A 24,428-nucleotide genomic window follows, 5' to 3' on the forward strand; every position below is an offset into this window, starting at 1 on the left:
GTGTTGTTATGTTATTTGCGCAATTTAGTCAAAGTTGGCTAAGCCAAGAATATCATCACCACTGGTTGGAAGATCAAGGCCGACAATTACTGGCATTTTATAAGCGCGCTAGATGCGAACGCGGCGGTTTCACTGCCCTCGACGACAAAGGCTATCAGGCGGAAGAGAGCCAACCGGATACCATGCAAACCGCCCGCATGACCCACTGCTTCGCCTTAGCATCACTGCAAGGTGAGCCAGGGGCGGCTGAATTGGCGCAATGGGGCGTGGATTCGTTGCTTGGTGTGTTGAAAGATACTCAGCACGGTGGCTGGTTGAGTACCCTGCCGGAAAAGGTTGCGGATGAGCGTAAAGCGTCTTATCTGCATGTCTTCGTGACGCTTGCCGGATGCAGTGCCAGCTTGGCGGGGATCCCGCGGGCTGACGAACTTTATCAGCAGGCCGTCGAGACATTAGAAACCCATTTCTGGATGGCCGACGAAGAAGCCTTATGCGAAAGCTATACCCGCGATTGGAAAGATCGTGAAGCCTATCGTGGCGGTAACAGCAATATGCACTGTACCGAACTTTTCCTGCAGTTGGCGGACTTTACCGAAAATCCGCTTTGGCGCGCGCGCGCGCTGGCGATTGTCGATAAAGTGATCCATCAACATGCTCCGGCCAATAACTATTTCTTAGCTGAACACTTTCATGAAGATTGGCAAGAGTGGCACGACTACAATAAGGATAAACCGACTGACAGTTTCCATCCTTATGGTGTGACACCCGGTCATGCTAGTGAGTGGGCGAGGCTTCTGCTGCATCTTGAGGCCGCATTGCAAGCTGCAGGGGAACCGGTTCCAGAGTGGTTGCTTACCGATGCTAAGGGGTTATTTCACGCCGGTATGGCCCACGGCTGGCATGTCGATGGGACACCTGGCATCGTCTATACCCATGATTGGGAAGGCAAACCGGTCGCTCACAGCCGTGTCCACTGGACGTTGGCAGAAAGCTGCGGTACTGCGGCAAGCCTACTTAAGCGTACCGGAGAGCAGGTCTATGAAGAGTGGTATCGGCGTTTGTGGGACTACATCGGTTGCTACCTGATCGATACGCAAAATGGTAGCTGGTGGCAAGAGTTGGATCCGCAGCAGCATCCTTCCACTGAAATATGGTCAGGAAAACCTGATTTGTACCATGCTTGGCAGCTGACTCAAATCTCTCGTCTTCCTTTAACACCGATGATTGGATTGTCCATTAAACACGGGCATCATCAACGTTAAGCCTTTAGGCCCTGAACCGTTGTAGGTTTCAGGGCCTTTTTCGCTAATGAATAAAAGAAGTGCGTTTTAAGCGTAAGGCATTCCCCAAGACAAAGACGCTAGATAGCGCCATGGCGCCCGCAGCGAGAATGGGGGAAAGCTGGATCCCAAAAGTGGGGTAGAGCGCACCGGCAGCGACCGGTATCAAGATTAAGTTATAGATAAAGGCCCAAAACAGATTCTGATGAATATTGGTCATTGTCACTTGCGAAACATGTCGTGCGTTCAGCACATTGGTCAGTGAGTCGGACATCAACACTATATCGGCGGACTCCATCGCGATATCCGTCCCGCTTCCCAACGCAATCCCCACTTCAGCTGCTGCTAACGCTGGCGCATCGTTAATCCCATCACCCACAAAACTGACACCGGTAAAGCGTTGCTGCCAATTTTGAATCGCCTCGATCTTCCCTTGGGGTTTGACCTCGGCAACTACTTCGCTGATACCGAGCTGCTTCGCCACCGCTTGTGCAGTAAGACGGTTATCGCCGGTGACCATCGCCACGGTGATCCCTTGAGCCTGCAGCTGACTAACTACTGTTCGGCTAACCGCTTTAATCGGGTCGGCCACAGCAATTATTCCTGCGAGTTGCTGGTCAATGGCAATATAAAACGGACTCTTGCCTTGCTTTGCGTAATCGGTCGCCAGTGCGTCGAGATCGCTGGATACGATAGACAGGCTGTGTAGATAACGTTGAGCACCGATATCGACCCGCTTACCCTGCACCCAAGCACTCACCCCCATTCCGCTGTGGCTGGTGAAATCTGTTGCAGACAGTCGTTCAAGCTGCTGGGCCTCAGCGGCCTTCACTACTGCACTGGCCAGTGGGTGTTCAGAGTAACGCTCAACCGCGGCAGCATAGGCCAATAGCTGTTCTGTGCGGTAACCATCAGCCGGTTGGATATCGGTGAGCGCTGGCTGTCCTTCGGTTAAGGTGCCTGTCTTATCGAAAGCGATCAGCGTCGTTTCACGAAGCTGCTGCAAGGCCCTGCCTTGGCGGAATAAGATCCCTTTTTCTGCGGCGCGGCCGGTGGCAACCATGATGGAGGTTGGGGTCGCTAAGCCCATGGCACAGGGGCAGGCAATAATCAGTACGGCGACAGCGTTCACTATGGCGAGACTGATCCCCCCTTGTGGCGCAAAATAGAGCCAGCCAATCAGCGTTAACAGTGCAGCCACGAAGACGACTGGTACAAACCAAAGGGTAACTTTATCAACGACGCCTTGGATGGGCAGTTTCGCGGCTTGAGCGTGCTCGACGGCCTGAACAATCTGTGCCAAGACGGTCTGCTCTCCCGTTGCGGTAACCTTGAAGCGTAAATAGCCTTGTTGATTTAGGGTACCACCCGTCAAGGTGTCACCGGGACCTTTACGCACGGCGAGCGGTTCACCAGTCACCATTGATTCCTCTACGTGGCTCTCTCCCGTAACGACTTCGCCATCAATTGGAATCTTCTCTCCCGGTCTGACTTCAACGATATCACCCAGCACCAGACTCTCGGTAGCCACCTCTTCGCTTTGTTCATTGTGCCAGCGATGGGCAACATTAGGTTGCAGTTGCAGTAATCGCTGCATCGCTTGTGATGTTTTGCCTTTTGCACGCGCCTCAAGCAAGCGGCCAATAAGCACTAAGCAGACGATCATCGCGGCCGCTTCATAATAAACGTGAACGCTTTGGGCCGGGAGCCATTGCGGGGCAAACGTCGCAAAGAGCGAATAGCCCCATGCCGCAAGCGTACCTATCGCCACTAAGGCGTTCATATCAGGCGCACGATGCCATAAGGCTGGTAAGCCTAAACGGTAGAATTGTCGGCCAGGGCCAAGCAGTACTAAGGTGGAGAGTATCGCCTCGGCAACCCAGCGTACCGGTACAGGGAGGTAATGATCGACCCCGTTCTGGAGCCTGTGGCTCAGGTGCATTGCCATCTCTACGGCAAAGATAGGCAGCGTGAGCACGACAGCAATCAATACGTTACGCTGTAAGGCCTTAATATGGTCCTGCTTTTTTTGTTGTTGTAAGGCGCGGGTCTCGGCGGCATCCACAAAGATTTTTGCAGGATAGCCGGCGGCGGTAATGGCTCGTGCTAAGCTTTCCCCATCAACCTCTCCGATAATGGTCGCGCGTTCGGTTGCTAAATTAACGCTCGCTTGTTCAACGCCGGGTTGAGCGGCTAACACACGCTCTACGCGTCCGACGCAACTTGCACAAGACATCCCCTCAACCGTCAGTTGTAGGGGAGGTTTGGCGTGGTGAGATGTGGATGATTGGCTAGACATGATGAACTCCTCCTGTTCAATTAAGCCTAGCCTACAGCTTCCTGTAAGGGAAAGGTCAAGTGAGGAAAAGCTGGACGCACTTTAGTATCTACGCTGTAATATTGGGTATGAAGAGATCCCCTGTTAGGGAACAGACTATGCGTACTGATCCATGTAGTGAACCGCACACTGCAGAGCACCCACCGTTACCCGTACTCAGTAGCCAAGATATTGCGCGGCTGGCAGACACCTTTAAACTATTAGGTGACCCTTCGCGTTTACGTATTTTGCTTCAGTGTCTGACGCAACCGGCTGCGGTAAACGATATTGCCGAGGCGTTGCAGCTCTCCCAATCTTTGGTGAGTCATCACCTGCGACTATTAAAAGCCGCTCGGTTGGTGATTGGCGAGCGAAGTGCTCGCCATATCTACTATCGGGTCGCTGACAATCATGTTAGCCATGTACTGCGCGATATGGCCATCCACCTAACGGAAGAGCCTGTGCAAGATTAATGCGAGTGAGTAGGGGAATGAGGCGTTTCGCCGCAGTCGTGATGATGGCTTGCCTCACTCAATAAACACTGTGGTGACGAAGGCTCGTCCGACCAATCAATCGCGATAGTACTGTGCCCGATAGCGAATTTTTCTTGTAAGGCGGTTTCCACCGCACGCACAACCTGTTTCGCCTGAGTATCCTCCACCGCCCGAATATGCAGGGTGGCCAGTGTATAACCGGTACTAATTTGCCAGACGTGGATATGCGAGACCTCACTGAGTCCAGAGACATGCTCCAATAGATGAGCGCTAATTAAGCTTGGCGCGGCGTCATCAGGGGCACCCTCCAGCAGGATATGTGATGTTTTCCGTATCAGTTTCCACGCCCCACGCAGAATCAATACCGCCACCAGCACTGATAGTATCGGGTCAATCGGCGCCCATCCCGTCAGGCCAATCACGATTGCCGCAACGATTGCCGCAAACGACCCCAGCAGATCGCCCATCACATGCAAGATAACACCTTTAATATTGACGTTTTCGGTTTCGCCGCGCGTCATGATCCATAATACCACAAGATTGATTATCAATCCGGCGCAGGCGACGATAAACATGGGCCAAGGCATCACAGTGGCCGGTGCAGTGAGGCGTTGCCAGGCTTCATAAATAATAAAGATGGCTATGAGGAACAGTGTCATGGCGTTAAATAAACTCGCCAAGACTTCGAAACGGATATAGCCGAAGGTGAGGCGGTTATTGGGTTGGCGCTGTCCAAAATAAAACGCCGCCCAAGCGAGTGCAAGCGCGAAGGCATCGGTCAACATATGCCCCGCATCAGCCATCAGGGCGAGGGATCCGGCGTAGACTCCCCCCACAAACTCGACAATCATAAAGGTAAAAATCAGCACAAAAGAGAGGAGTACTTTCTTTTGGTTGGCTTGATTCACTTTGGGAACATGAGAGTGGTCGTGATCATGTTGATGATCGTGGCCAGAGTGGTGAGAGTGGGATGACATTGCTGCCTCGCTATAGTTTACAAGTGAACATATGAACACATATTAATATATAGCGGGCAGCAGAGAAAGGGGAATTTCGGCTTAACGTTCTACTGAGCATCCTTGAAAGGCTTTGGTGCGTTTGCGGCACAGTACGCGGATCAAGGTGAGCAAAGAGACGGCAAGTAAGATTGAACCAGCCAGAATAAAGGCGTTCATCCCAAACCACTCGTAACCTAAAATACCGATCAACCCGCCAATAAAGAAAGAAATAAATGAGGTCACATAGACGCTGAGCAGATAGCGGAATTGCTTCATTTGTGCCGGAGGGTGGCGCATGATCGGATGCAATAATAGATTTGCTAATACGATGCCAGCATCGGTTAAGGTTCCTGTCACGTGGGTGGTACGCACTTTACCTTGCGACAGCTGGGTAGAAGTCGCGTTGTGCACACCGAGTAGGAAGCTGAGGCCAAACAGATAGTAGCCATGCTGTAGGTCTTGAGGATACCAGAAGCCCACGACCACCGGAGCAATCAACAATATGCCTTCAACTAATAGGATATGTGCGTAGATGGTGCGTAGATTCACTTTCTTCGCAAATGACACGGCAACACGTGAGGTAAATGCGCCAGAAAGAAAGCACGTCAGCAATAGGATCAGCGGGATCATCTCCAGTTTATCCCACTGCAATAATTCCTGAGACAGTTGCGTCGCGTTACCGGTCATATTTGAAGGGAACAGACCAAAAGCGCCCAATGCCAATACATTGAGCATCCCGGCGCACCCCGCTAACGCAACAGCAAGCTGGCGGTCTTCGTTACCGGTACGGCCAGACTTTTTATCAATAAGCATAATTTACCTTCCCTATTAAAGTGGGAGCGTGACAAAGACCGATTTTCTAATAAGGAAGGCACCTAATTATTCAGTAAGTTCAGTAGCAGCCTGACTTTTCTTACTTTTCTTAGCCGCGCGAGCGTTAAGCGTTCGTTGTAGCGGACGCAGACTATGTATTCGTGGCTTTAATACAACGCGATGCATTCGACGGATCCGTCGACCTCGTTTAATTAAGCGCGGGCGTTCTAACCATAATTTTAAGCCAATCACGGTAATGGCCAGCAGCGCGGTGATACCGTTGGCCATCATCACAGGAATATCGTGGACGCGGAAACCGTAGCCAGTCCAGCAGGCAACGCCGAAAAATAGTGCCGACCACATGCCTAAGGAGAGGGCTTTAGTTTCCTTATTCTTGACGATATGCAGTACCTGTAGGCAAAACGATCCCGTAGTGACCCAGGCCGCTAACGTCCCCAGCCAGACAGGCCAGGGGGTCAGAACAGCTATCGATAGCAGCGCCAAGGCGATGGTAACAGCAACAATAAAAATATTTTTCATGATGTTAGTGAGATTCCGCTAAAGTGCCTTCAACCTGCTTCACGATCTCGCGGAGATCCTCGGTGAAGGTCGGATGTTCAGCCAAACTACCCATTAGGGCAGGAGATTGTGCGAAGGCCTTGAGGCTGTCTTCTTCAGCAAAAATCGCCTCGAAAGGCACGCTGTCGATTGCCCGATCTTGGTACTCAAAAGGCAGGGTACCTGCCGCGCGACGTTGCATAAAGAGATACCACAATGCGACTAACACCAGCGTTGCCTTGGGGACTTCGCCTTGTTGGTAGCGCGTTTTTAGCGTTGGCAAAATAAATTGCTGTAGCTTAGCGATACTGTCTGACGACACACGCTGATTCGTATCACGGACCTTGGCGTTACTGAAACGGTGTAACGTGGTCTTACAATACTCATCAAGGTTGATCGGCCCTTTCGCTAGTGCTGCGGTGACGTCTTGGCCGATATAGTTACGGATCCATTCTTGAACCTGCGGCGTTAGGCTCTCGTCAATGGACTGCACCCCCAATAATGCGCCCGCCCAAGCGATACCGCTGTGACTTGCATTGAGCACACGGATTTTGGCTTCTTCAAAGGAAAGCACATCTTCGACGAATTCTACGCCCACTCGCTCTAGCTCAGGACGACCGGCGATAAAGTCATCTTCAATGACCCATTGCGAGAAAGCTTCGCAGGCAACGGGGACCTGATCGTTGTCGATACCTTGCTCGGCCAAGCGGTCGAGTAGGGCTTCGTCAGTTTGTGGGGTAATACGGTCAACCATACTGTTTGGTGTACTGATCGATTGGTCACACCAAGCGGCTAACGCTTTATCGCCCAACGCCGCGATATATTCGTTGAGTCCGGTACGTAAGCAGTCACCGTTATGACGGAGGTTATCGCAATTAAGTAAGGTAATGGGACCCGCTTGCGTCGCTAGACGCTGGCGTAAAATGGCAACCAATACCCCGTATACTGTGGCAATAGGGTTGGGATCGGCCAACTCTTGAACGATGACGGGATGGTTAAGGTCGAGGTGTCCATCATCTTTCAGGAAATAACCGCCTTCAGTCACGGTGAAAGAGATTAGCTTTGTTTCAGGATCGGCACCGACTTGAATCAGCTGCGATAAGTTAGCATCCCAAGGGATGACTTTCTTTATTGCGGTGATCGTTTGGTAATCGATATCGCCCTCTGGGCTGATCACTTCAAGGGTATAAGCACCTTGCTGGCGACCCAGTTGGTCGAGAGTGGCTTGGCTCGCGCTGTTACGAATGTTACCGAGGGCTAATGACCAGCGGGTGTCACCAAGTTTATGGAGTTCGTTAAGATACCAACTTTGGTGAGCTCGATGGAAAGCGCCCGCGCCTAAATGTAGCCACGTGGAATGAGTGGAAGGTGTACTGTTTTGTGTAGTTTGCAAAGGGCATCCTTAGTCGCAATCGACAATTGTTACGTTAGAATGTTACTGGTAACCATAGCACAATTAGTCAAAATGCAAAGTTTTAGGCCGAAATAAGTGATGAATTACGAAATGAGAGATAACTAAGGCTTTACTTTGTAACAAAGTTTGATAAACAGTAGCCTAACTTAATTATAGACAGGTTTAGCCGGCTTCGAGGGTACTATGGGTGAAATTTTCCAGCACTGGGATTGGGTCGCTATCTTAGCGCAAATCCTATTAATTGATTTACTGTTAGGCGGCGATAACGCCGTCGTTATCGCCATGGCGTGTCGTGGCTTACCGGAAAACTTACGCCGTAAAGCCATTGTCATTGGTACGATAGGGGCGATCGTGGCACGGATTGTGTTGTTGGTCGTTGCCGTTTACCTACTAACGTTACCAGGGCTGAAATTAGTCGGCGGATTATTGCTGTTATGGATCGGCTACAAATTGGTCTCCGGTGAAGAAGAGGGCGACGAGCAGGGGAAAACGTCATCCAGCCTTTGGAAAACTGCCCTGACCATCACTATCGCTGATGTCATCATGTCACTCGATAACGTGTTAGCGGTAGCCGCAGCAGGGCGGGGCCACTTAGTGATCGTTGCGGTGGGCGTACTATTGAGCATTCCGATTATCGTGGCGGGCAGTCGCTTAGTCCTGCATCTGCTGGACCGTTGGCCGGTGATTATTTTGGCGGGCGGCGCGTTAATCGGCTGGATAGCGGGCAGTATGTTACTGACTGACCCACTGCTGCATCCCTACGTAGCAGGCAAAGATCTCGCCTTTTACGAGCATTGTGCTGGCGGCGTGTGTGCCCTGTTAATCTTTATTATTGGATGGTTTAAAACACGTAAACACGCATAACATAAAGAAAAAGGGTGAATCCACAACAAAAGGATTCACCCTTTTTTTTATCCGCTAAGGAAATTATGCGGTGCCGGTTCCGCCATCAGAACACCATACTTGGCCAGAGGCGAACGAGTTCTCATCTGACGCCAGGGTGACGTAGAGCGGCGCAATTTCAACAGGCTGTCCAGGGCGGCTCAGCGGTGCTTCTTCACCGAAGTGCGCCACTTTCTCTTGAGGTTGTCCGCCACAAACTTGTAACGCTGTCCAATAAGGGCCGGGGGCTACTGCGTTGACGCGGATACCTTTTGGTCCTAACTGTTTCGCTAATGCTTTGGTAAATGCAACGTTACAGGCTTTAGTCTGTGCGTAGTCGAGAAGAATATCGCTAGGTTTAAAGGCCTGAACAGAAGAGGTGTTAATGATCGCCGCGCCTTCACCGAGATGTGCGACCGCCGCACGGGTGATCCAGAATGGCGCGTAAACGTTAGTTTTGAAAGTGGCATCGAACGATTCGGTGGTGAGTTCGCTGATGCTCTCACAGAACTGCTGCCGACCCGCGTTGTTAACGAGAATATCTAACCCACCTAGCTCCTGAACAGCCTTATCCACTAAAGTCTTACAAAAGGCTTCATCAGTAATATCGCCAGGAATCGCAACCGCTTTGCGGCCTTCTGCCTTAATCAGATCGATCACTTGTTGTGCATCGCTCTCTTCCGCAGGCAGATAGTTGATCGCTACGTCGGCACCCTCGCGGGCATAGGCGATAGCCACTGCACGGCCAATTCCTGAATCTCCCCCGGTGATAAGGGCTTTTTTTCCCGCTAAACGATTATGGCCCTGATAACTTTTCTCACCATGATCGGGTAATGGGTGCATCTCGGACGCTAGACCTGGAAATTGCTGAGGCTGTTTGTCAAAAGGCGGCCGTGGAAAACGTGTTTTTTCTGTAGACATCATTGACTCCCGTAAGTGTGAAAAAAAAAAGAACCTCCGTTAAGGGTAGACACAATTACGCAGGATGCTGCCGCGTTATCGAAATTTATTTTGTGATCTCGATCACTGATGATGGGGAGAAAAACACCGAAATTGTGATTATTAGCCACACTTATTCAGCTAACAGTCACTTTCAAGGAGCCACCGGTGAGCCACTTTTTATTCAATAAAAAAGCAACAATTGTCGATCAAGCCATAGAGGGGCTTATCCGTACTTCTCCCCATCAAAACTTAGCGCGCCTCAACACCGACAAGGGGCTACGCATCGTTGTGCGCCAAGATTGGAATAAATCAAAAGTGGCCATTATTTCTGGTGGAGGTTCTGGGCACGAGCCGATGCACGTGGGCTTTGTGGGGAAAGGGATGTTAACGGCAGCCGTTTGTGGCGATATTTTTGCCTCACCCGGCGTCGACGCGATCTTGCATGCCATCGTCACGGTAACGGGGAAATCCGGGTGCTTGTTAGTCGTAAAAAATTATACCGGGGACCGCCTGAATTTTGGATTAGCGGCCGAAAAAGCGCGAGCGCTAGGCTATAAGGTCGAAATGATTTTAGTCAAAGACGACATTTCGCTGCCGAAGAACCCTCAACCGCGCGGTTTAGCGGGAACGATACTGGCGCATAAAGTGGCGGGCTATTATGCCGAGAAGGGCAAATCACTTAAGCATATTGTTCAACAAACTCAACAGATGCTCGATAAGGTTGCGACCATAGGGGTAGCACTCTCTTCCTGCCACCTTCCCGGCAGTGACGAGTCAGAAGGGATCCCGCAAGGAAAAAGCGAACTCGGCATGGGGATCCATGGCGAACACGGTGTCGCGACACTCGATACCCAAAACAGCACTAAGATAGCGAAACAACTCGCCAAAAATTTACTTAAACATATTGGTGATGAAGATAATCTGCTATTACTCATCAATAACCTCGGTGGTCTTTCCGTGCTTGAGATGACTTTAGCGACGCAGGAGGTATTACAAACGCCCCTCGCCGATCGCGTGAGCCATATTCAAGGCCCGGGTACCCTTGTCAGTGCTCTGGATATGAAAGGTCTTTCCCTTACCGTTTTGCCTCTCGATAACACATTACTGACAGCGCTTGAAGCTCCCGTGGCGGTAGCAGGATGGCTACCCATCACGCCATGTCAAACCATGCAGTGGCAAGAGGCTGATGCCTTACCCGAGGTGGAATTAGCCAAGCCTTCACAGAATACGCAGGTCGCACAAGTGGCGAAACAGATTTGCCAAGCCCTGATCGACAGTGAGGACGAGTTAAATAAACTCGATTCACAAGTGGGTGATGGGGATACTGGATCAACCTTAGCTACCGGCGCAAGCTTTGTATTAAAGGCTCTAAAGCAGAAAAAACTGCCCTTAAACGATCCGCAAGCGCTGTTACATTGGCTGGGTGAAAAGATCACCACCCCGATGGGCGGCTCTGGAGGCGTGCTACTCTCACTCCTTTTCAGCGCGTCTGCCGCAGCCTATCCTGACGCGAAAAACTTGGGTGAGAGTTTATTAGCAGGATTACAGAAAATGAAAGACTACGGCGGCGCCGATCAAGGCGATCGGACGATGATCGATGCCTTGCAGCCTGCTTTTGAAGCGATCAAAGCAGGTAAGGGATGGTCAGCGGTGCATAACGCTGCGGTGTCTGGTGCCGAGTCGACGAAGAAGATGGAAAAAGCGAAAGCTGGACGTTCGTCGTACTTAAATGCAGAGAGTTTGAAAGGACATATGGATCCTGGTGCTTATGCAGTCAGTAAGGTCTTTGAGCAGTTAAAAGATTAAGCATAAAAATTATTAATCTTTAAAAGGCGAGATAGTAAGCAAATGGCATAGCGGTAACAGACCGCTATGCCATTTTATTAGACGTCTAAATGAGGAAATTGATCCCCAAGACCTAAGTAAGCATGGACTGCGCAATAACCCAAAAAAGCTAAGATAATGGCAAAAATTGCAATGGAACCGATTTCAAATGCGAGTGTAAGATGGCGTTTAGTCATGATTTCCCTCCAGTACCCAAAAGTCACTACCCCTTCAGCATAGCAATCTTATTCAGTGAAACAAGGCTGATTTACATTTGGCAATACATTAAGAATCCTATTCATATAATCAATCATTTTAATTAACAACCGTCACTATTATGTAAAAATATCCTCGTAATGATTAGGGTTTTTGCACCAAAATGATCCGTTTTGGGATCGGTTCACTTATGACGAAAATATTTCTCTATCTGATAAATCGTCCCTTTTATCTATTTACATATTTAAATGTATAAATATAATGACTGGAAATTTATCGACTACCGAGATCATTATGCACTTTTCGCTTTTTACGCCGCTCGAGTTAGGTGGGATCCCTTTACGCAATCGTATTGCGCTACCGCCCTTAACACGCTGTCGCAGCGCCCAGCCTGGCAACATTCCTAATGATATGATGCGCGATTACTATGTCCAGCGTGCCAGTGCTGGGTTCATGGTGACGGAAGGGACGCAGATTGAGCCTCGGGGGCAAGGATATGCGTGGACGCCGGGGATCCACAGCACCGAACAGATTGCGGGTTGGCAAAATGTCACTCAAGCCGTTCGTGCACAGGGTGGTACGCTATTTTGTCAGTTATGGCATGTCGGGCGAGTCTCGCATCGCGCGTTACAACCTCAGCAGCAGCCGCCTATCGCGCCTTCCGCCTTACCTGCGACCAACGTACGCGTCTTTATTGAAACGGGGCCGGGTGAAGGCGAACTGGTCGCGCCAAGTGAGCCGCGGGCCTTGGAAACCGAAGAAATTCCACAGTTGGTGGAACTGTACCGGCAAGCAGCGGTGAATGCCAAGCAAGCCGGATTCGACGGAATTGAGCTTCACGCCGCCAATGGTTATCTTATTAACCAATTCATTTCGGAACACACGAATGATCGCACGGATCAGTACGGTGGAAGCCTAACGAATCGTCTGCGATTCCTTAAAGAGGTGGTGGCGGCAGTGTCAACGGTGTTCGATAGCGGTCGGATAGGCGTGCGATTCTCGCCACTATTTTCCACCACCGAAGAAGATCGTGTTTATCTGGGCTTAGTCGAACCCGACCCAGCCGAAACCTACCTCACTGCGGCGAAAATGTTAGACGAAATGAATATCGGCTATCTTTCCATCGCCGAAGCCGATTGGGATAACAGCCCACAGCTACCGGAAAGTTTCCGGATTGCCCTGCGTAAAACATTTACCTCGGTGATTATGGTGGCGGGACGTTACGATCAGGCTAAAGCTCAGCACGTTTTAGATCAAGGGTGGGCTGATTTAGTCGGATTTGGGCGAACCTTTATTGCCAACCCCGATCTTCCCGAGCGTCTACAGCGTGGAGTGGCCTTAAACAGTGTGGAGTTAAGTTCTTTGTATGGCGGCACGGCGAAAGGGTATACTGACTATCCGACCATCGACGACTAAATGACGAGAGCCAATGCTTGCTGAAAATGCGATGAAACTGTTAGCCAACCCGTTGCGAGTGGCTATTTTAACCTGGTTAAAACAACCGGATGTCGCGTTCGCCGCCTATAGCCAGCTATACCCTTATGAACAGTATGGTGTTTGTGCCAGCTTGATTCAGGATAAAGCGGGGCTTTCGCAACCGGCTATCTCTCTCTGTTTGAAATCGCTGCATGAACTCGGTGTAGTTGAGGCGCAAAAAGTCGGGAAATGGACCTATTATCGTCGAAATGACAATAATATTCAGGCGGTCATTGAAACCATCACTCAGCAATTGCATCAGCTTTAAGGTAGCCGTCATAAGACGGCTACCTGAGTCTTAGCCTCGGCGCTGGGCGCAAAACATCAAGGTATCGCTAGAGAAAGAACCATCGTCCTGAAGCTGAAAATAGGCTTGTACCTCTCCAGAGACCGCCTGCTGTAAGGTGCGAATCGCTGCCACAGTAGGGGCTGGCGTCTTCATCCTACTGACCCACTGCTGGAAATCTAACGCTAACTGTCCGGTCACTAACTGTTCAATACGTAAGCCACTTTCTGTTGCCATTTGTAGCCATTCCCCTGGTGAATAGTTACGGACATGAGAGGGATCACGTAGCACTTCGATACTCTGTAACCAGATATCGTATAGCGGCGCGCCCGGTGAGGCGATATCCATCATGATTAACTTTCCGCCCGGTTTGATGACCCGAAAGACTTCCCGCAATGCTTGGGGCACATCTTGCCAGTGATGGGCCGAATAACGACTGATCACGCAATCGAACTGTTGATCGTCGAAGGGTAATGATTCTGCTATCCCTTGTTGGCAATCGATATTCATCATCTGCCGACTCTCGGCGGTCTCTTTCACTACGGTTAGCATATCGGTCGAGAGATCGTAGGCCGTGACCTGCTTGACCAGAGGTGAAGCAGTAAAGCTAGCATGCCCCGCACCGCAGCCAATATCTAAAATATGCCCATCGCCAAAGGGCGCTAGCCACTGTTGTAAGCGTTGTAAATCTTCACCTGCCGCATGGACAGCACTGGTTAAGTAAGCGTTAGCCTGCGGGCTGAATTGTTCAGAAATTCGCTGAGCATGTGCGCGATGAGTCATAGAGTACCCCTAATGTTTATCTGGTTGTTGGGAGTAGGCTAAACAACCTATTATACTGGGACAATACCTGTAATTATCCTAGTATAAGAGGTAATAGGCTATGGCGGAGAAACATCAGGATCCTGCAAAACAGTTGGGTGAATTCTTACGCCTTAGACGAGAACACCTTAGCCCAGAGCGCGCTGGATTACCTCGAGGTCCTCGTCGGCGTACGCCCGGATTACGGCGGGAAGAAGTGGCGCAACTCAGTTATGTCAGCACGACATGGTATACCTGGTTAGAACAAGGAAGGGGAATCGCGGTTTCACCTCGAAGCCTTAGCCATATTGCGAGCGCTTTACAACTCTCTCAGGCCGAGCGCGATTACTTATTCAGTCTAGCGGAATTAGCCGATCCGCTGAATCCTGTCGCGTTGTCCTGTGAACCCGATGTTAAGGCGATAGTGACGATGATAACCACCCCATGCTATATCATGAATGGCGCTTGGCAAGTGGTGGCGTGGAACCCCCAGGCGGCCGTGTTATTTGACGGTTGGCTCCTCGACGGCCAGACACCCAATATGCTGGAGTTTATCTTTCTCAGCCCCTTGGCTCGTCAATTGGTGTCAGATTGGCCTGAACGGGCGCAGCGAATCGTTGCTGAGTTGCGTGCAGAGTCGATTCATCTAGAGAAAACAGCACCGTTAAGAACCACTATTGATCACTTATTACTGCAGAGCGCAGAGTTTGCGCAATGGTGGCAAAAACATCATGTTATTCATCGAGAAGGGGGGCAACGAAGCTTTCAGCACCCTCAGCAGGGACTCCTCCATTATCAGCAAACGACTTGGCAGTTAGCCCCAGATCTGACGACCAAATTGGTAACACTGATACCGCTATCGGAGGCGAAAGCCTAAGACAGCACAGCATTGCACTGACAAAAAAACGTCGTTCACTGCCGGCGCTTATCGACGAACCGGCAGAAACGACGCTAGGAAGGGGTTAAGCAACGAGGATACCGCTTGCCGTAGCCTGCGCCATCATTCGCTTAGAAATGCACGTTAGTGGTAAGCATCCAGGTTCGAGGTGCTCCAGGTGAATAACGATAACCACTGCGGTTAAGCGCCGCGATATATTTCTTATTGGTTAGGTTATACACATTAAGCTGCAGATCGAGATTAGGATTGATACGCCACGCTGCCATCGAGTCGGCGACCCAGTAATGTCCAACCGAGGACGGGGTACCGGTGGCACCATCTTTTATCTTATGCAGGGTGCCAACATAGCGGGCCCCAACTCCTACCGTCACATTGTCGACCACATCCCACGTAGCCCAAGAGGTAAAGGAGTGTTTAGGCGTGAAGGGAATGGCGGTTGAGCCGTCATTGGTACTGCTGGTCTTATCAGTACGAGTGTTTTGCTGCGCGTAACCCGCCATTAGGTGAACCCTATCGGTGATATCGCCTGCGGCGCTAAGCTCATACCCTTCGACACGCTTCGAGCCATTTTGCACATATTCATTGGTGGTGGCATCGAGCTCTGCGTCGTTTTTAATATTGGTTCTAAAAATGGCTGCACTGAGTAGCAGTTTCTTATTAAACAGCGACCATTTTGTCCCCACCTCTGCCGTCTCTGCTTTCTCAGGACTAAAGTTGATATTTTCGCCGCCACGAGAAGTGCGGTCGGTGCTGTCGTTAGTCAGCTTGAAATCAACACCCCCTGGAGGTTGCTGGGAAACGCCGTAGTTAGCGTAAACATTGCCATTGTCCGTTAGGTGATACAGCGCACCGATCTTCCAGTTAAACAGGTTATCGGACTGCTTCAGGTTACTGTGGCCGGTGGCGCTATCCGCAATATAGTGCGTCTGGTAGCTATCGACGCGTAGCCCTCCATTCACCGATAAACGATCGGTTAAGGATAAAGTATCGAAGGCATAGACGCCTAAGGTATTAGTCCGTCCACGGGTGGCATAGCCGGTGGTCGGCGAGACGGTAATATCTGAAGAAGGGTGCAGTAAGTCGACGCTATTCGACGCAAAAGCATAAGGGTAGCTGTTGTAGTTTTCATGCGTCAGCTCCACACCAGTACTGACGGTATGGGCAACGCCTAATGTTGAAAACTTCGCGGTTAAGTTGGTTTGGTTAGTCAGGATCTTATTTACGGTATCGCTGGCATTCATCAGACGCGTGCCGTACACCTCGCCGTTCTGCTGGGTAAAAGTACGCCCCATGACTGCCGATAATAAATAGGATTGGCGAATCTCCGACCAGCGAGTGGTATTCGTCAGGGTCAGGTTATCATTGAAATCGTGTTCGAAACGCGATGTAAAGGTATCCTGTACATCGTGTTCATAATCTGAATCCGTACCATAGAAGGTTTTACGCGAAACCGGTGATGCACCGTTTAACAAAGCATTGGTACTGCTATACCCGGGTAACCCAACGGTATACACCCCACCGTCTGGCGTACTGTCTTGCTGTACATGAAGGTAGTCGAGATATAGCCGCGTCGAGGTCCCTAAGCCGAAAGCGATCGATGGGGCGATGCCGTATTTTTCGTGGTCGACATTGTTACGCCCTTTAGTATTACCTTTATCGCCCATTACGTTGACGCGAAAAGCAGTGGTATCGTTGATCATCTGGTTATAGTCCAGTGTTCCCCGCCGTTCTGATGCGCTGCCATAGCCGACTGACGCATCAACACCGGTATAGAGCTCAGGCTGCTTACTTTCCATATTTATTGAGCCTGATGGGGCGGTTCGGCCATAGTCCGATCCCGAAGGGCCTTTGATGATCTCAATATTCTTAGTGTTGAAGGTATCTCGGGTAATGCTACCAATGTCACGCACACCATCGACGTAGATACTGTTCGAGGTATCGATTCCGCGCATCATGATCGCATCGCCCATATTTGACGAGCCGTTTTCCCCCGAAAAGAAAGCTCCAACGCCCGGTGAGTTTTTTAGGGCATCGCTTAGCGTATTCGCTTGCTGTTCATGCAGGACTTTCTGAGGGACTACCTGGACTGTCCGGGTGGTGTCTGCAATAGCAGAAATAAATTTTGTGCCTGATAATTTTTCAGGTGCATAGAGCGATGGCAACGCATTAGCAGTAACAACGATATCATCGTTCTTTTTTAGCGAGGTTGTGTTTTCAGCCCCTTGCGCACCGATCATCATCCCCGATAAACCGGTAAAGAGAGTGACTTGGTTAAGCACCTTTAGCGAGGGTGAAACATTATTGTTATTTTTCATTGTTATCTTAACATGAGTTTATTAATGGTAATCATTATCATTACCATTCAATGACATTGTAAGCTTTCGCTTACATAAATTTACATATTAATGTATTCTGAAAATACTTTGTTTTTCAATTGATTATGTTTAATTTTTGTTAAATTTGGCGAAGTATCGAGGAAGATTCTCTGTTGGTGCGGCGATAAAACAGTGACGGGTTATCGGTAGCGATAAGGACAGATGGACATCGACGAGAAAACTACTGCCACAGAGGCTTAGGCAGATCGTAGGGAAGTGTTAAAGACGCTAAGGGTTCTTTTAGTCAGGCTGACTTAACATTTTAAGATGATTGCTCTATGACAATATTTCGGCAAGCAGGAAAATAGCTAAGCCTAATTTATCAAGCCAATAAAACACTATATTCTTTAAGGTTAATAAACGAGAATAATATAAATTTTTTGTTGTCTACTTTGCGAAAAGACATAATCGGCTACCGTGGTTTGAAACGTTAAAAGAAAAAGCTCTTTTTTAGCTATTAACGCAGTTAATATTTTGCCATTGCTATGGGGACTAAAAAAATACTCACCTAGCTAAATAGGCTTATTTGATACTTTGTGCTAGAAATAAAACAAACTTGATAAATTAATCATACCGTTGGGATGCTCATGGATAACGCATTGAATCTACAGGTTAGTAATGAATTCTCAAGTTATAGAATTAAGAAAATAATCTCGATGATGAATGGTCAAAATGATGAGGTATTTATTTCCAAGGCATGCACTATCGTCGACTATATCAGCGCTTCAAGATTCATTAAAAAAGAATATATACGATCAGGAATAAAAGGTGAGGGCGATAGGGGATTTATTTGCAATAAGATGCTAGTAAACAATGGAAGTTCTTTATTTATCGCGCAACGATGTGGAAACATCATAGGTACTATCAGTATTATAGCTGATACTGACTTAGGCATTCCATGTAGAGAGCTATTCAAAGATGATGTTGATGCTGTTATTTCTGAACATGATAAAGCGTATGAAATAGGCACGTTATCCACCACTTGTTTATATAAAGACAACAGTATTGTCTTTACTGTGTATTTCCACGCTTTTATTCATTGTTTTTTATCAAAAAAATTGACGTTATTTTTATCCAAGTACAAGAAAAGCACGCTAAGTTTTATACCAATAATCTTTTCTTTAAGCGTGCCTCAAAGACCAAAAGCCATCCGCACTATAACAATCTCAACGCCGTATTATTAGCTATCGACGTGAAGGGGTTTAAACATATGCTCGCCACGAACGGCTGTTTTTTCTTTGGTATCGGAAGAATCCTCCACGCGTTGAACATGAGGAAGAAAGTCAACCAAGCCTTGAACGATAGCGCGTCATTAGCGTCTGATTCGCTCAGTAACGACGACAAGTCAGTCTACCTATTTTTATGCGAAATTGACTAACACAGTGATGACAAAACCGAGTGGCTGCGTAATGTATAAATCGAGAGTAGAGGAAGCGCTTTTGTAGTAATGAACGTTGATCATAAAGGCTATGATTTTTACTCGCTTATTATTCGTCCTTAAACCTCCTATAGTTTTTGAAAAACGACAGAGGTTATCCCATCATGCAACATGAAATTAAAGCGTTAGGTACTGATTCCGCCTCACAGCCATTAAAGGTTTTGGGTATTCACCGCCGGGCATTGCGGGCCGACGATATCGCGATGGATATTTTATATTGTGGTATTTGTCACTCCGATCTTCATCAAATCAAAAACGATTTTGGTGCAACCACTTATCCGGTCGTTCCCGGTCATGAGATTGTCGGCCGAGTGACGGCCGTCGGGGCAGAAGTAAAGCAGTTTAAGGTGGGCGATTATGCTGCGGTCGGTTGCATTGTCGACTCGTGTGGGGAGTGTCCGGCTTGTTCAAGGGACTTACAACAGTTCTGCGAAGTGGGGACGACGTTATCCTTCGGCACTCCAGACCCGATATCGGGAGGAATGACTTACGGTGGCTTCTCTCAAACCTACGTCTGTCGCGAAAAATATACCTTAAAGATGCCAAATTTTTCCGATATGGCTGCCGCCGCACCCTTACTCTGTGCCGGGATTACGGTCTATTCACCGCTAAAACATTGGCAGGCGGGCGCGGGGAAGGTCGTTGGTATTCTGGGGATCGGTGGCTTAGGACATGTGGCGATAAAGATTGCCCGAGCGATGGGCGCCCATGTCGTCGTCTTTACGACCTCACAGCAGAAAGTGGATGATGCTAAACGTTTAGGCGCTCATGAAGCGGTGTTGTCGACCAACAACGATCAGATGGCTGCGTTTGCTGGACGTGTCGATATCATGATTGATACCGTGTCGGCGAAACATAATATCAATCAATTCCTCAACATCTTGGCAATCGACGGTACGCTAGTGCTGGTGGGTATCCCGCCTGAGCCGCTCGAGATAGGGGCATTCAATGTTGTAAAAGGGCGTCGAAGCTTTTCTGGATCGAATATCGGTGGTATTCGCGAGACGCAAGAAATGCTCGAGTTTTGTGCCGAGCATGGGATTACGGCAGATATTGAGCTGATTAATGCCGATCAAATCAATCAGGCATTTGAACGTTTAGAGAAAGGCGACGTAAAATATCGTTTTGTGGTTGATATGAAAACGCTGAGCGCATAATCGCTGCGTGCAGAGGGGAGAAATGTCTCCCCTCTATCTTTTCACTCACTTGGCCAAGCAAGAGGTAATAGCTGATATTCAGTTAGCGGGGCTAATGTGACATGCTGGCATTCTTCTTGCGATAGCCAGACCGCTTCCTCAATTTCGGCTGCAGGGATAGGCGCAAACGACTTGCTATGAATACGGTACATATAAGCGGTGAGCTGATGGTGTGCTTCATTCGCTGCCACGTCTTGGAAACATCCCATCGGAATCAGTTCCTCTTTAGTGACAACCAGCTGTAATTCCTCTTTCAGTTCTCTGATTAATGCTTCTTCAGGCGTTTCATCTTGGTCGATTTTACCGCCAGGCTGCATAAAAAAAGCGGAACCACGTTTTCTTACGAGTAGGATATTATCCTGATTATCAATAAGTAATGCTGCAGCAATGGTAATGTATTGAGTATTGGACATAGTATTATCCGATTTGAGACATATTGATGTGTGGATTTTCTCTGCGGATCAATCAGCGTCGAGGTAAAGAATAGTACTGCCTCGACACTAAAAAAGTTAGTCAGTACCCGTTTTATCGCTTTTTAAGATAAAAAACGTGATCTCAGAAGGGTAGCCCAAGCGTAGGGCAAATCCATTCCATAGCCCAGTACCGTTACTTACGTAAAGATAGCGTTTTCCGATTGGGTAAAGCCCAGACGAAAAACCCTGATTGGCACGCTTTACGATGGTGGCAAGGCCGTAAACCATACCACCGTGAGTGTGACCTGAGAGCTGTAGGTCAACGCCGTTAGCGAGATTTTTTCGGGCATTTTCCGGACGGTGATCCAGCAGAATAATTGGCGCTTCACGGTCCACGCCTGTTAGGGCCTTATCTAAATCAGGGCCGGCTTGGTCGTATCGTAAAGCGGCTTCATCAGTCACCCCTGCAATATAGAGCTGACTTCCCTCTTTCTCGACGGCGACTGAGCTGTTAAGCAATTCATGAAAGCCTAACTGCTGCATCCGGTGCATCCATGGCGAATAGCCAGAGTAATACTCGTGGTTACCGGGAATCGCAAAACGCCCCTGCTTAGCAATTAACTCGCCGAGCGGCGCGACATCATCATAACGTTTCTCGATACTGCCGTCCGCGACATCGCCGGTAAACAGGACGACATCCGCCTGCAGTTGATTGGTACGCTCTACCACTTTCTTCATCCAGCGTCCGGTAAAGAGGGTACTGGCATGTAAGTCGGTTAATTGAACGACACGATAGCCATCAAACGCTTTAGGTAAATTCTGTAGCGTTAACGTCACGGTTTTAACGCGAGGCACCTTGACCGCTTGGTAGGTAGCGTAGGCGGCTGTCACTAACGAAATACCTAACAAAATAAAGTGAGTGCTACGGTGGAGTGGCCACGACCCGCTCAATGCAAACTGACAGGCGCTGACAATATCGCTTAGGATCAGTAACAGGGTAAAAGCAATGATCGTCCCAAAGAGGAAGTTAATGGCGACCATCACAGTGTGAGGGAATTCCGGCGCGAAGCGGTTACCAAAGACAACTTTATAAACAAGATGACACTCTGCCACGAGGACGACGGCAATAAAACAGAGCAGCCGAAGTATAAAAGGGAGCGGGAGCGGCAAGATAAAGCGCGCACCAATATATAGGGCAGGTAAAAGTGTTATCCAAGCAAACACATAGCCTCCAAGAAAAATGGTATCGATTCACTTACTGTAGCATTGCACCAAAGCAATGTAAGCAAAGGATAAAGAATAAAAAAAAAGTGAACTTTTACATTGATTACTATTGATAATGATTATCATAATGATATAGATTCGCATTCATTATGATAAAGGCTCCAATACGAGCCATTTGTCATTTTTGCGAATTGCCGCACCTTTTAGGAACACACAGCCTCTATGCGTAAATACTCCAGGACTGCCTCGACAGTTTCCCCTCGACCCCGCTTATCGCTTATCGCTCTTAGCCTGAGCGGGCTATATTGTGCCTCGGCGACCGCCGGAAATATCCCTCTTACTGGACAGACTAAGCAGGATGAGACCTTAGTCGTGACTGGGGTAACGCCTAAAATTGAGGCCAACAATAAAGTCGTTGTCAGTGCCAAGCAGATGCAAAAAAATGGCTCGAACGATTTTGGTACCTTGATGCGCTATCAACCCTTGGTAAGTGCGACGGGATCGAGTGGCGGATCTGGCAGTGGAAAAAGCGGTTTCGATCGAGGCGGCTATACCGGCTATAACATTCGTGGGTTAGAAAGTAATCGCGTTGGGATCAATGTCGATGGCGTTTCGATGCCGCAAGCGACAGGCCGCCCTTATGCTGGGCGAACAGGAGTGAATAGCTTTGGTATTGGCCGCGACTATATTGACCCTTATCTCTTTGGCCAGATGGATATCGAAGCGGGAGCGACCGCGGTATCTCAGCCCAATACCTCGATTGGGGGGCTGGTCGCTTTCCATTCAAAATCTGCGGACGATTACTTATCGCCGACACGCCAACAGTATTTCGGTTATCAAACCGATTACGACTCGGCAAATCGTGCATGGCATAACGGTATCACTGCGGCAGCAGGCGATGATCAGTTACGTGGGATCTTTGTCTATAGCCGACGCGATGGACAAGAGACACGAACCCAAGGGAATAACCAAGCATGGCCAGAAAATTGGCACTCTGATGCCTTTGCGGCCAGCACGATTTGGCAGCTAAATGACGAACATAAACTGACAGCTAGCGGTAATTACTATCAAAAAACCAGCCATACTCATTTCGATACGTGGGACTCCAGCGGTAAAGCGGTGCTCGGTACTAGCCAGCAGTCCAGTCAAACCCGCCGATTTGGGGTTGCCTTACAAGATGAATACACACCACTGAATCAGTGGATAGATCAACTGACTAGCCAAGTGTATTGGCAGAAGACGCAGGCGCATGACAATACTTTCGGCCCGAGCGACACCTTGGTCCCGACTCGTACGCTGTCTGATTTTAATACCAATAAATTCGGGTTCTCTTCGGAATTGGCAAAAACTATCGGCCGTCATGATATTCGTGCTGGCTTAAATGGCGATATGACGCGCACCGAACGGCCTTTCTCACAATCACCCACCCCTCTGGTTTATTATCGGGTGGTGCAACCGCAAGCGGATAGCCAAACCACCACGCTTGGCGGCTTCGTTGAAGATAAAATTAACGGTGATTGGCAGGGACACCATGTGGCGATCACTCCGGGTATCCGCGTCAGTTATCTAAAGAATAAGCCCCGTAACCTGAGTAGCCTTGCCGCTGGCAGTAGCGTATTAACCGAAGAGAGCGTTTCGACACTCTATAGTAGCCAAAGCGACACACAATTCTTACCGTCGCTGAGTCTCGAATACTCTCTGACGCCACAGCTATTAACTTATATTCGTTACCAACGGGGCGCGCAGTTCCCTGAAGCCAGCCAGCTTTATGGCTCCTGGAATCTCGGATCAAGCTATGCCGGCAAACAACAATATGCGTTGATTGGTAATAATGGCTTGAAGACCGAAACCAGTAATGACCTTGAGTGGGGGATAAAGGGACAAGCCGTACCGGGAATCGATATTCACGGTTCACTGTTCTATAACGACTACGATAACTTTATTGCGTATAACCGCTATACGCGCAGCGGATCACCGAGCAAGTTTACTAACGTACCTTCGAATATCTATACCGTCTATCAAGCAGAAAATCGTGATAAAGCCTTTATCTATGGCGGAGATCTGACGACTAAAATTCACTACGGGGAGTGGTTCCCAGCAGTGAATGGCTTGAGCACAAGCTTTGCCTTGGGTTATACCAAAGGGATGTCCAAGTCCTCCCTGCAAGGCGACAAATATGTTGATTTAGACAGTGTGGCGCCGATGAAAGCGATTATTGGCGTCGCGTGGGATGATCCTGCGCAACGTTACGGGGCTGCCGTGACTGCTACCTTCGTAAAAGGAAAGCAGGCCAAACAAACCACGCGCGATACCACGACTACTGGTAGCGCGACAGAGGTCGATAGCAGCAAATACTGGCGCATCCCTGGCTACGGGATGGTGGATATGACGGCATACTGGCAAGTGACCCCAACGGTAAAACTCAGTGGTGGCGTGTATAACCTGACTAACCGTAAGTATTGGGATTACTTAAGTAGCCGTGATTTAACGACCGATAATGCCCAGCATCAAGCCGATATCGCGCTCGCGACAATGCCAGGACGGACTTTCCAACTCGGTCTGAATGTTGATTTCTAAATGTTT

The 24,428-nt window shown here is 49.0% G+C and carries 22 protein-coding genes; 11 read left to right on the forward strand and 11 right to left on the reverse strand.

Going from position 1 to position 24,428, the window contains the following annotated elements; translation table 11 throughout:
- Positions 1 to 8 precede the first annotated feature (8 nt).
- The gene (locus HGT71_RS13985; protein ID WP_214218307.1) at positions 9 to 1,262 is read left to right on the forward strand and encodes an AGE family epimerase/isomerase; all 1,254 of its coding nucleotides are present in this window, start codon (positions 9 to 11) and stop codon (positions 1,260 to 1,262) included.
- Between the two features lie 43 nt (positions 1,263 to 1,305).
- On the opposite strand, the gene HGT71_RS13990 is transcribed toward HGT71_RS13985, so the two are convergent.
- Positions 1,306 to 3,579, reverse strand: coding sequence for a heavy metal translocating P-type ATPase (locus HGT71_RS13990; protein WP_214218308.1), 2,274 nt, complete (start codon positions 3,577 to 3,579; stop codon positions 1,306 to 1,308).
- 137 nt (positions 3,580 to 3,716) lie between these two features.
- Between HGT71_RS13990 and HGT71_RS13995 the strand changes: the two genes are divergently transcribed.
- On the forward strand, positions 3,717 to 4,070 hold the full coding sequence (locus HGT71_RS13995) for an ArsR/SmtB family transcription factor (protein WP_214218309.1): 354 nt from the start codon (positions 3,717 to 3,719) through the stop codon (positions 4,068 to 4,070).
- On the opposite strand, the gene HGT71_RS14000 is transcribed toward HGT71_RS13995, so the two are convergent.
- The 4 genes from HGT71_RS14000 to dalD all read right to left on the reverse strand — a co-directional run bounded on the left by HGT71_RS14000 (position 4,067) and on the right by dalD (position 7,853).
- A complete protein-coding gene (locus HGT71_RS14000; RefSeq protein WP_214218310.1) occupies positions 4,067 to 5,068 on the reverse strand; it encodes a cation diffusion facilitator family transporter in 1,002 nt (333 codons plus the stop codon). The two genes, HGT71_RS13995 and HGT71_RS14000, sit on opposite strands and share 4 nt — an antisense overlap.
- 81 nt (positions 5,069 to 5,149) lie before the next feature.
- Positions 5,150 to 5,902 carry a YoaK family protein gene (locus HGT71_RS14005; protein ID WP_214218311.1) on the reverse strand — a complete coding sequence of 251 codons (753 nt, stop codon included), beginning with the start codon at positions 5,900 to 5,902 and terminating at the stop codon, positions 5,150 to 5,152.
- A 66-nt stretch (positions 5,903 to 5,968) separates the two neighbouring features.
- Entirely contained in the window at positions 5,969 to 6,442 is a 474-nt protein-coding gene (locus HGT71_RS14010) for a SemiSWEET family sugar transporter (protein WP_099822183.1), read from the reverse strand.
- 4 nt (positions 6,443 to 6,446) lie between these two features.
- Entirely contained in the window at positions 6,447 to 7,853 is a 1,407-nt protein-coding gene (dalD, locus tag HGT71_RS14015) for a D-arabinitol 4-dehydrogenase (RefSeq protein ID WP_214218312.1), read from the reverse strand.
- A gap of 204 nt (positions 7,854 to 8,057) precedes the next feature.
- Here dalD and HGT71_RS14020 point away from each other — a divergent pair, with 204 nt between their 5' ends.
- Positions 8,058 to 8,738, forward strand: a complete 681-nt coding sequence (locus HGT71_RS14020) for a YjbE family putative metal transport protein (RefSeq protein ID WP_099822181.1) — start codon at positions 8,058 to 8,060, stop codon at positions 8,736 to 8,738.
- A gap of 63 nt (positions 8,739 to 8,801) precedes the next feature.
- Here the strand turns inward: HGT71_RS14020 and HGT71_RS14025 are convergent, their stop codons facing one another.
- Positions 8,802 to 9,677: an SDR family oxidoreductase gene (locus HGT71_RS14025; RefSeq protein ID WP_214218313.1), complete on the reverse strand. Its 876-nt coding sequence runs from the start codon at positions 9,675 to 9,677 to the stop codon at positions 8,802 to 8,804.
- A gap of 186 nt (positions 9,678 to 9,863) precedes the next feature.
- Here HGT71_RS14025 and HGT71_RS14030 point away from each other — a divergent pair, with 186 nt between their 5' ends.
- Positions 9,864 to 11,504, forward strand: coding sequence for a dihydroxyacetone kinase subunit DhaK (locus HGT71_RS14030; protein ID WP_214218314.1), 1,641 nt, complete (start codon positions 9,864 to 9,866; stop codon positions 11,502 to 11,504).
- 77 nt (positions 11,505 to 11,581) lie between these two features.
- Here HGT71_RS14030 and HGT71_RS14035 read toward each other — a convergent pair whose 3' ends face one another.
- Positions 11,582 to 11,719: a hypothetical protein gene (locus HGT71_RS14035; protein ID WP_214218315.1), complete on the reverse strand. Its 138-nt coding sequence runs from the start codon at positions 11,717 to 11,719 to the stop codon at positions 11,582 to 11,584.
- Positions 11,720 to 11,999: 280 nt separating this feature from the next.
- On the opposite strand from HGT71_RS14035, the gene HGT71_RS14040 reads away from it, so the two are divergent.
- Both HGT71_RS14040 and HGT71_RS14045 read left to right on the forward strand, forming a co-directional pair.
- A complete protein-coding gene (locus tag HGT71_RS14040; protein WP_214218316.1) occupies positions 12,000 to 13,154 on the forward strand; it encodes an alkene reductase in 1,155 nt (384 codons plus the stop codon).
- Positions 13,155 to 13,167: 13 nt separating this feature from the next.
- Positions 13,168 to 13,482, forward strand: coding sequence for an ArsR/SmtB family transcription factor (locus HGT71_RS14045; RefSeq protein ID WP_099822178.1), 315 nt, complete (start codon positions 13,168 to 13,170; stop codon positions 13,480 to 13,482).
- Positions 13,483 to 13,512: 30 nt separating this feature from the next.
- Here HGT71_RS14045 and HGT71_RS14050 read toward each other — a convergent pair whose 3' ends face one another.
- Positions 13,513 to 14,283 (reverse strand): class I SAM-dependent methyltransferase, encoded by a 771-nt coding sequence (locus HGT71_RS14050; RefSeq protein WP_214218317.1) that lies wholly within the window; start codon positions 14,281 to 14,283, stop codon positions 13,513 to 13,515.
- A 100-nt stretch (positions 14,284 to 14,383) separates the two neighbouring features.
- Between HGT71_RS14050 and HGT71_RS14055 the strand changes: the two genes are divergently transcribed.
- On the forward strand, positions 14,384 to 15,178 hold the full coding sequence (locus HGT71_RS14055) for a helix-turn-helix transcriptional regulator (protein ID WP_214218318.1): 795 nt from the start codon (positions 14,384 to 14,386) through the stop codon (positions 15,176 to 15,178).
- Positions 15,179 to 15,309: 131 nt separating this feature from the next.
- Here HGT71_RS14055 and HGT71_RS14060 read toward each other — a convergent pair whose 3' ends face one another.
- Entirely contained in the window at positions 15,310 to 17,514 is a 2,205-nt protein-coding gene (locus tag HGT71_RS14060) for a catecholate siderophore receptor Fiu (protein ID WP_214218319.1), read from the reverse strand.
- Between the two features lie 647 nt (positions 17,515 to 18,161).
- On the opposite strand from HGT71_RS14060, the gene HGT71_RS14065 reads away from it, so the two are divergent.
- The 3 genes from HGT71_RS14065 (at position 18,162) to HGT71_RS14070 (ending at position 20,169) form a co-directional block, all read left to right on the forward strand.
- Positions 18,162 to 18,758 carry an N-acyl amino acid synthase FeeM domain-containing protein gene (locus HGT71_RS14065; protein ID WP_214218320.1) on the forward strand — a complete coding sequence of 199 codons (597 nt, stop codon included), beginning with the start codon at positions 18,162 to 18,164 and terminating at the stop codon, positions 18,756 to 18,758.
- On the forward strand, positions 18,647 to 18,952 hold the full coding sequence (locus HGT71_RS16025) for a hypothetical protein (protein WP_425328672.1): 306 nt from the start codon (positions 18,647 to 18,649) through the stop codon (positions 18,950 to 18,952). Before HGT71_RS14065 ends, HGT71_RS16025 begins: the two co-directional genes overlap by 112 nt.
- 164 nt (positions 18,953 to 19,116) lie before the next feature.
- The gene (locus HGT71_RS14070; protein ID WP_214218321.1) at positions 19,117 to 20,169 is read left to right on the forward strand and encodes an NAD(P)-dependent alcohol dehydrogenase; all 1,053 of its coding nucleotides are present in this window, start codon (positions 19,117 to 19,119) and stop codon (positions 20,167 to 20,169) included.
- A gap of 41 nt (positions 20,170 to 20,210) precedes the next feature.
- On the opposite strand, the gene HGT71_RS14075 is transcribed toward HGT71_RS14070, so the two are convergent.
- Together HGT71_RS14075 and HGT71_RS15870 are read right to left on the reverse strand one after the other, a co-directional pair.
- A complete protein-coding gene (locus HGT71_RS14075; RefSeq protein WP_214218322.1) occupies positions 20,211 to 20,621 on the reverse strand; it encodes an NUDIX hydrolase in 411 nt (136 codons plus the stop codon).
- A 96-nt stretch (positions 20,622 to 20,717) separates the two neighbouring features.
- On the reverse strand, positions 20,718 to 21,845 hold the full coding sequence (locus HGT71_RS15870) for a metallophosphoesterase (protein WP_214218323.1): 1,128 nt from the start codon (positions 21,843 to 21,845) through the stop codon (positions 20,718 to 20,720).
- A gap of 222 nt (positions 21,846 to 22,067) precedes the next feature.
- On the opposite strand from HGT71_RS15870, the gene HGT71_RS14085 reads away from it, so the two are divergent.
- Positions 22,068 to 24,422 (forward strand): TonB-dependent receptor domain-containing protein, encoded by a 2,355-nt coding sequence (locus tag HGT71_RS14085; RefSeq protein ID WP_214218324.1) that lies wholly within the window; start codon positions 22,068 to 22,070, stop codon positions 24,420 to 24,422.
- Positions 24,423 to 24,428 lie beyond the last annotated feature (6 nt).

The organism is Rosenbergiella epipactidis (genome assembly GCF_018494055.1).
GTDB classification, from domain to species: Bacteria; Pseudomonadota; Gammaproteobacteria; order Enterobacterales; family Enterobacteriaceae; genus Rosenbergiella; species Rosenbergiella epipactidis.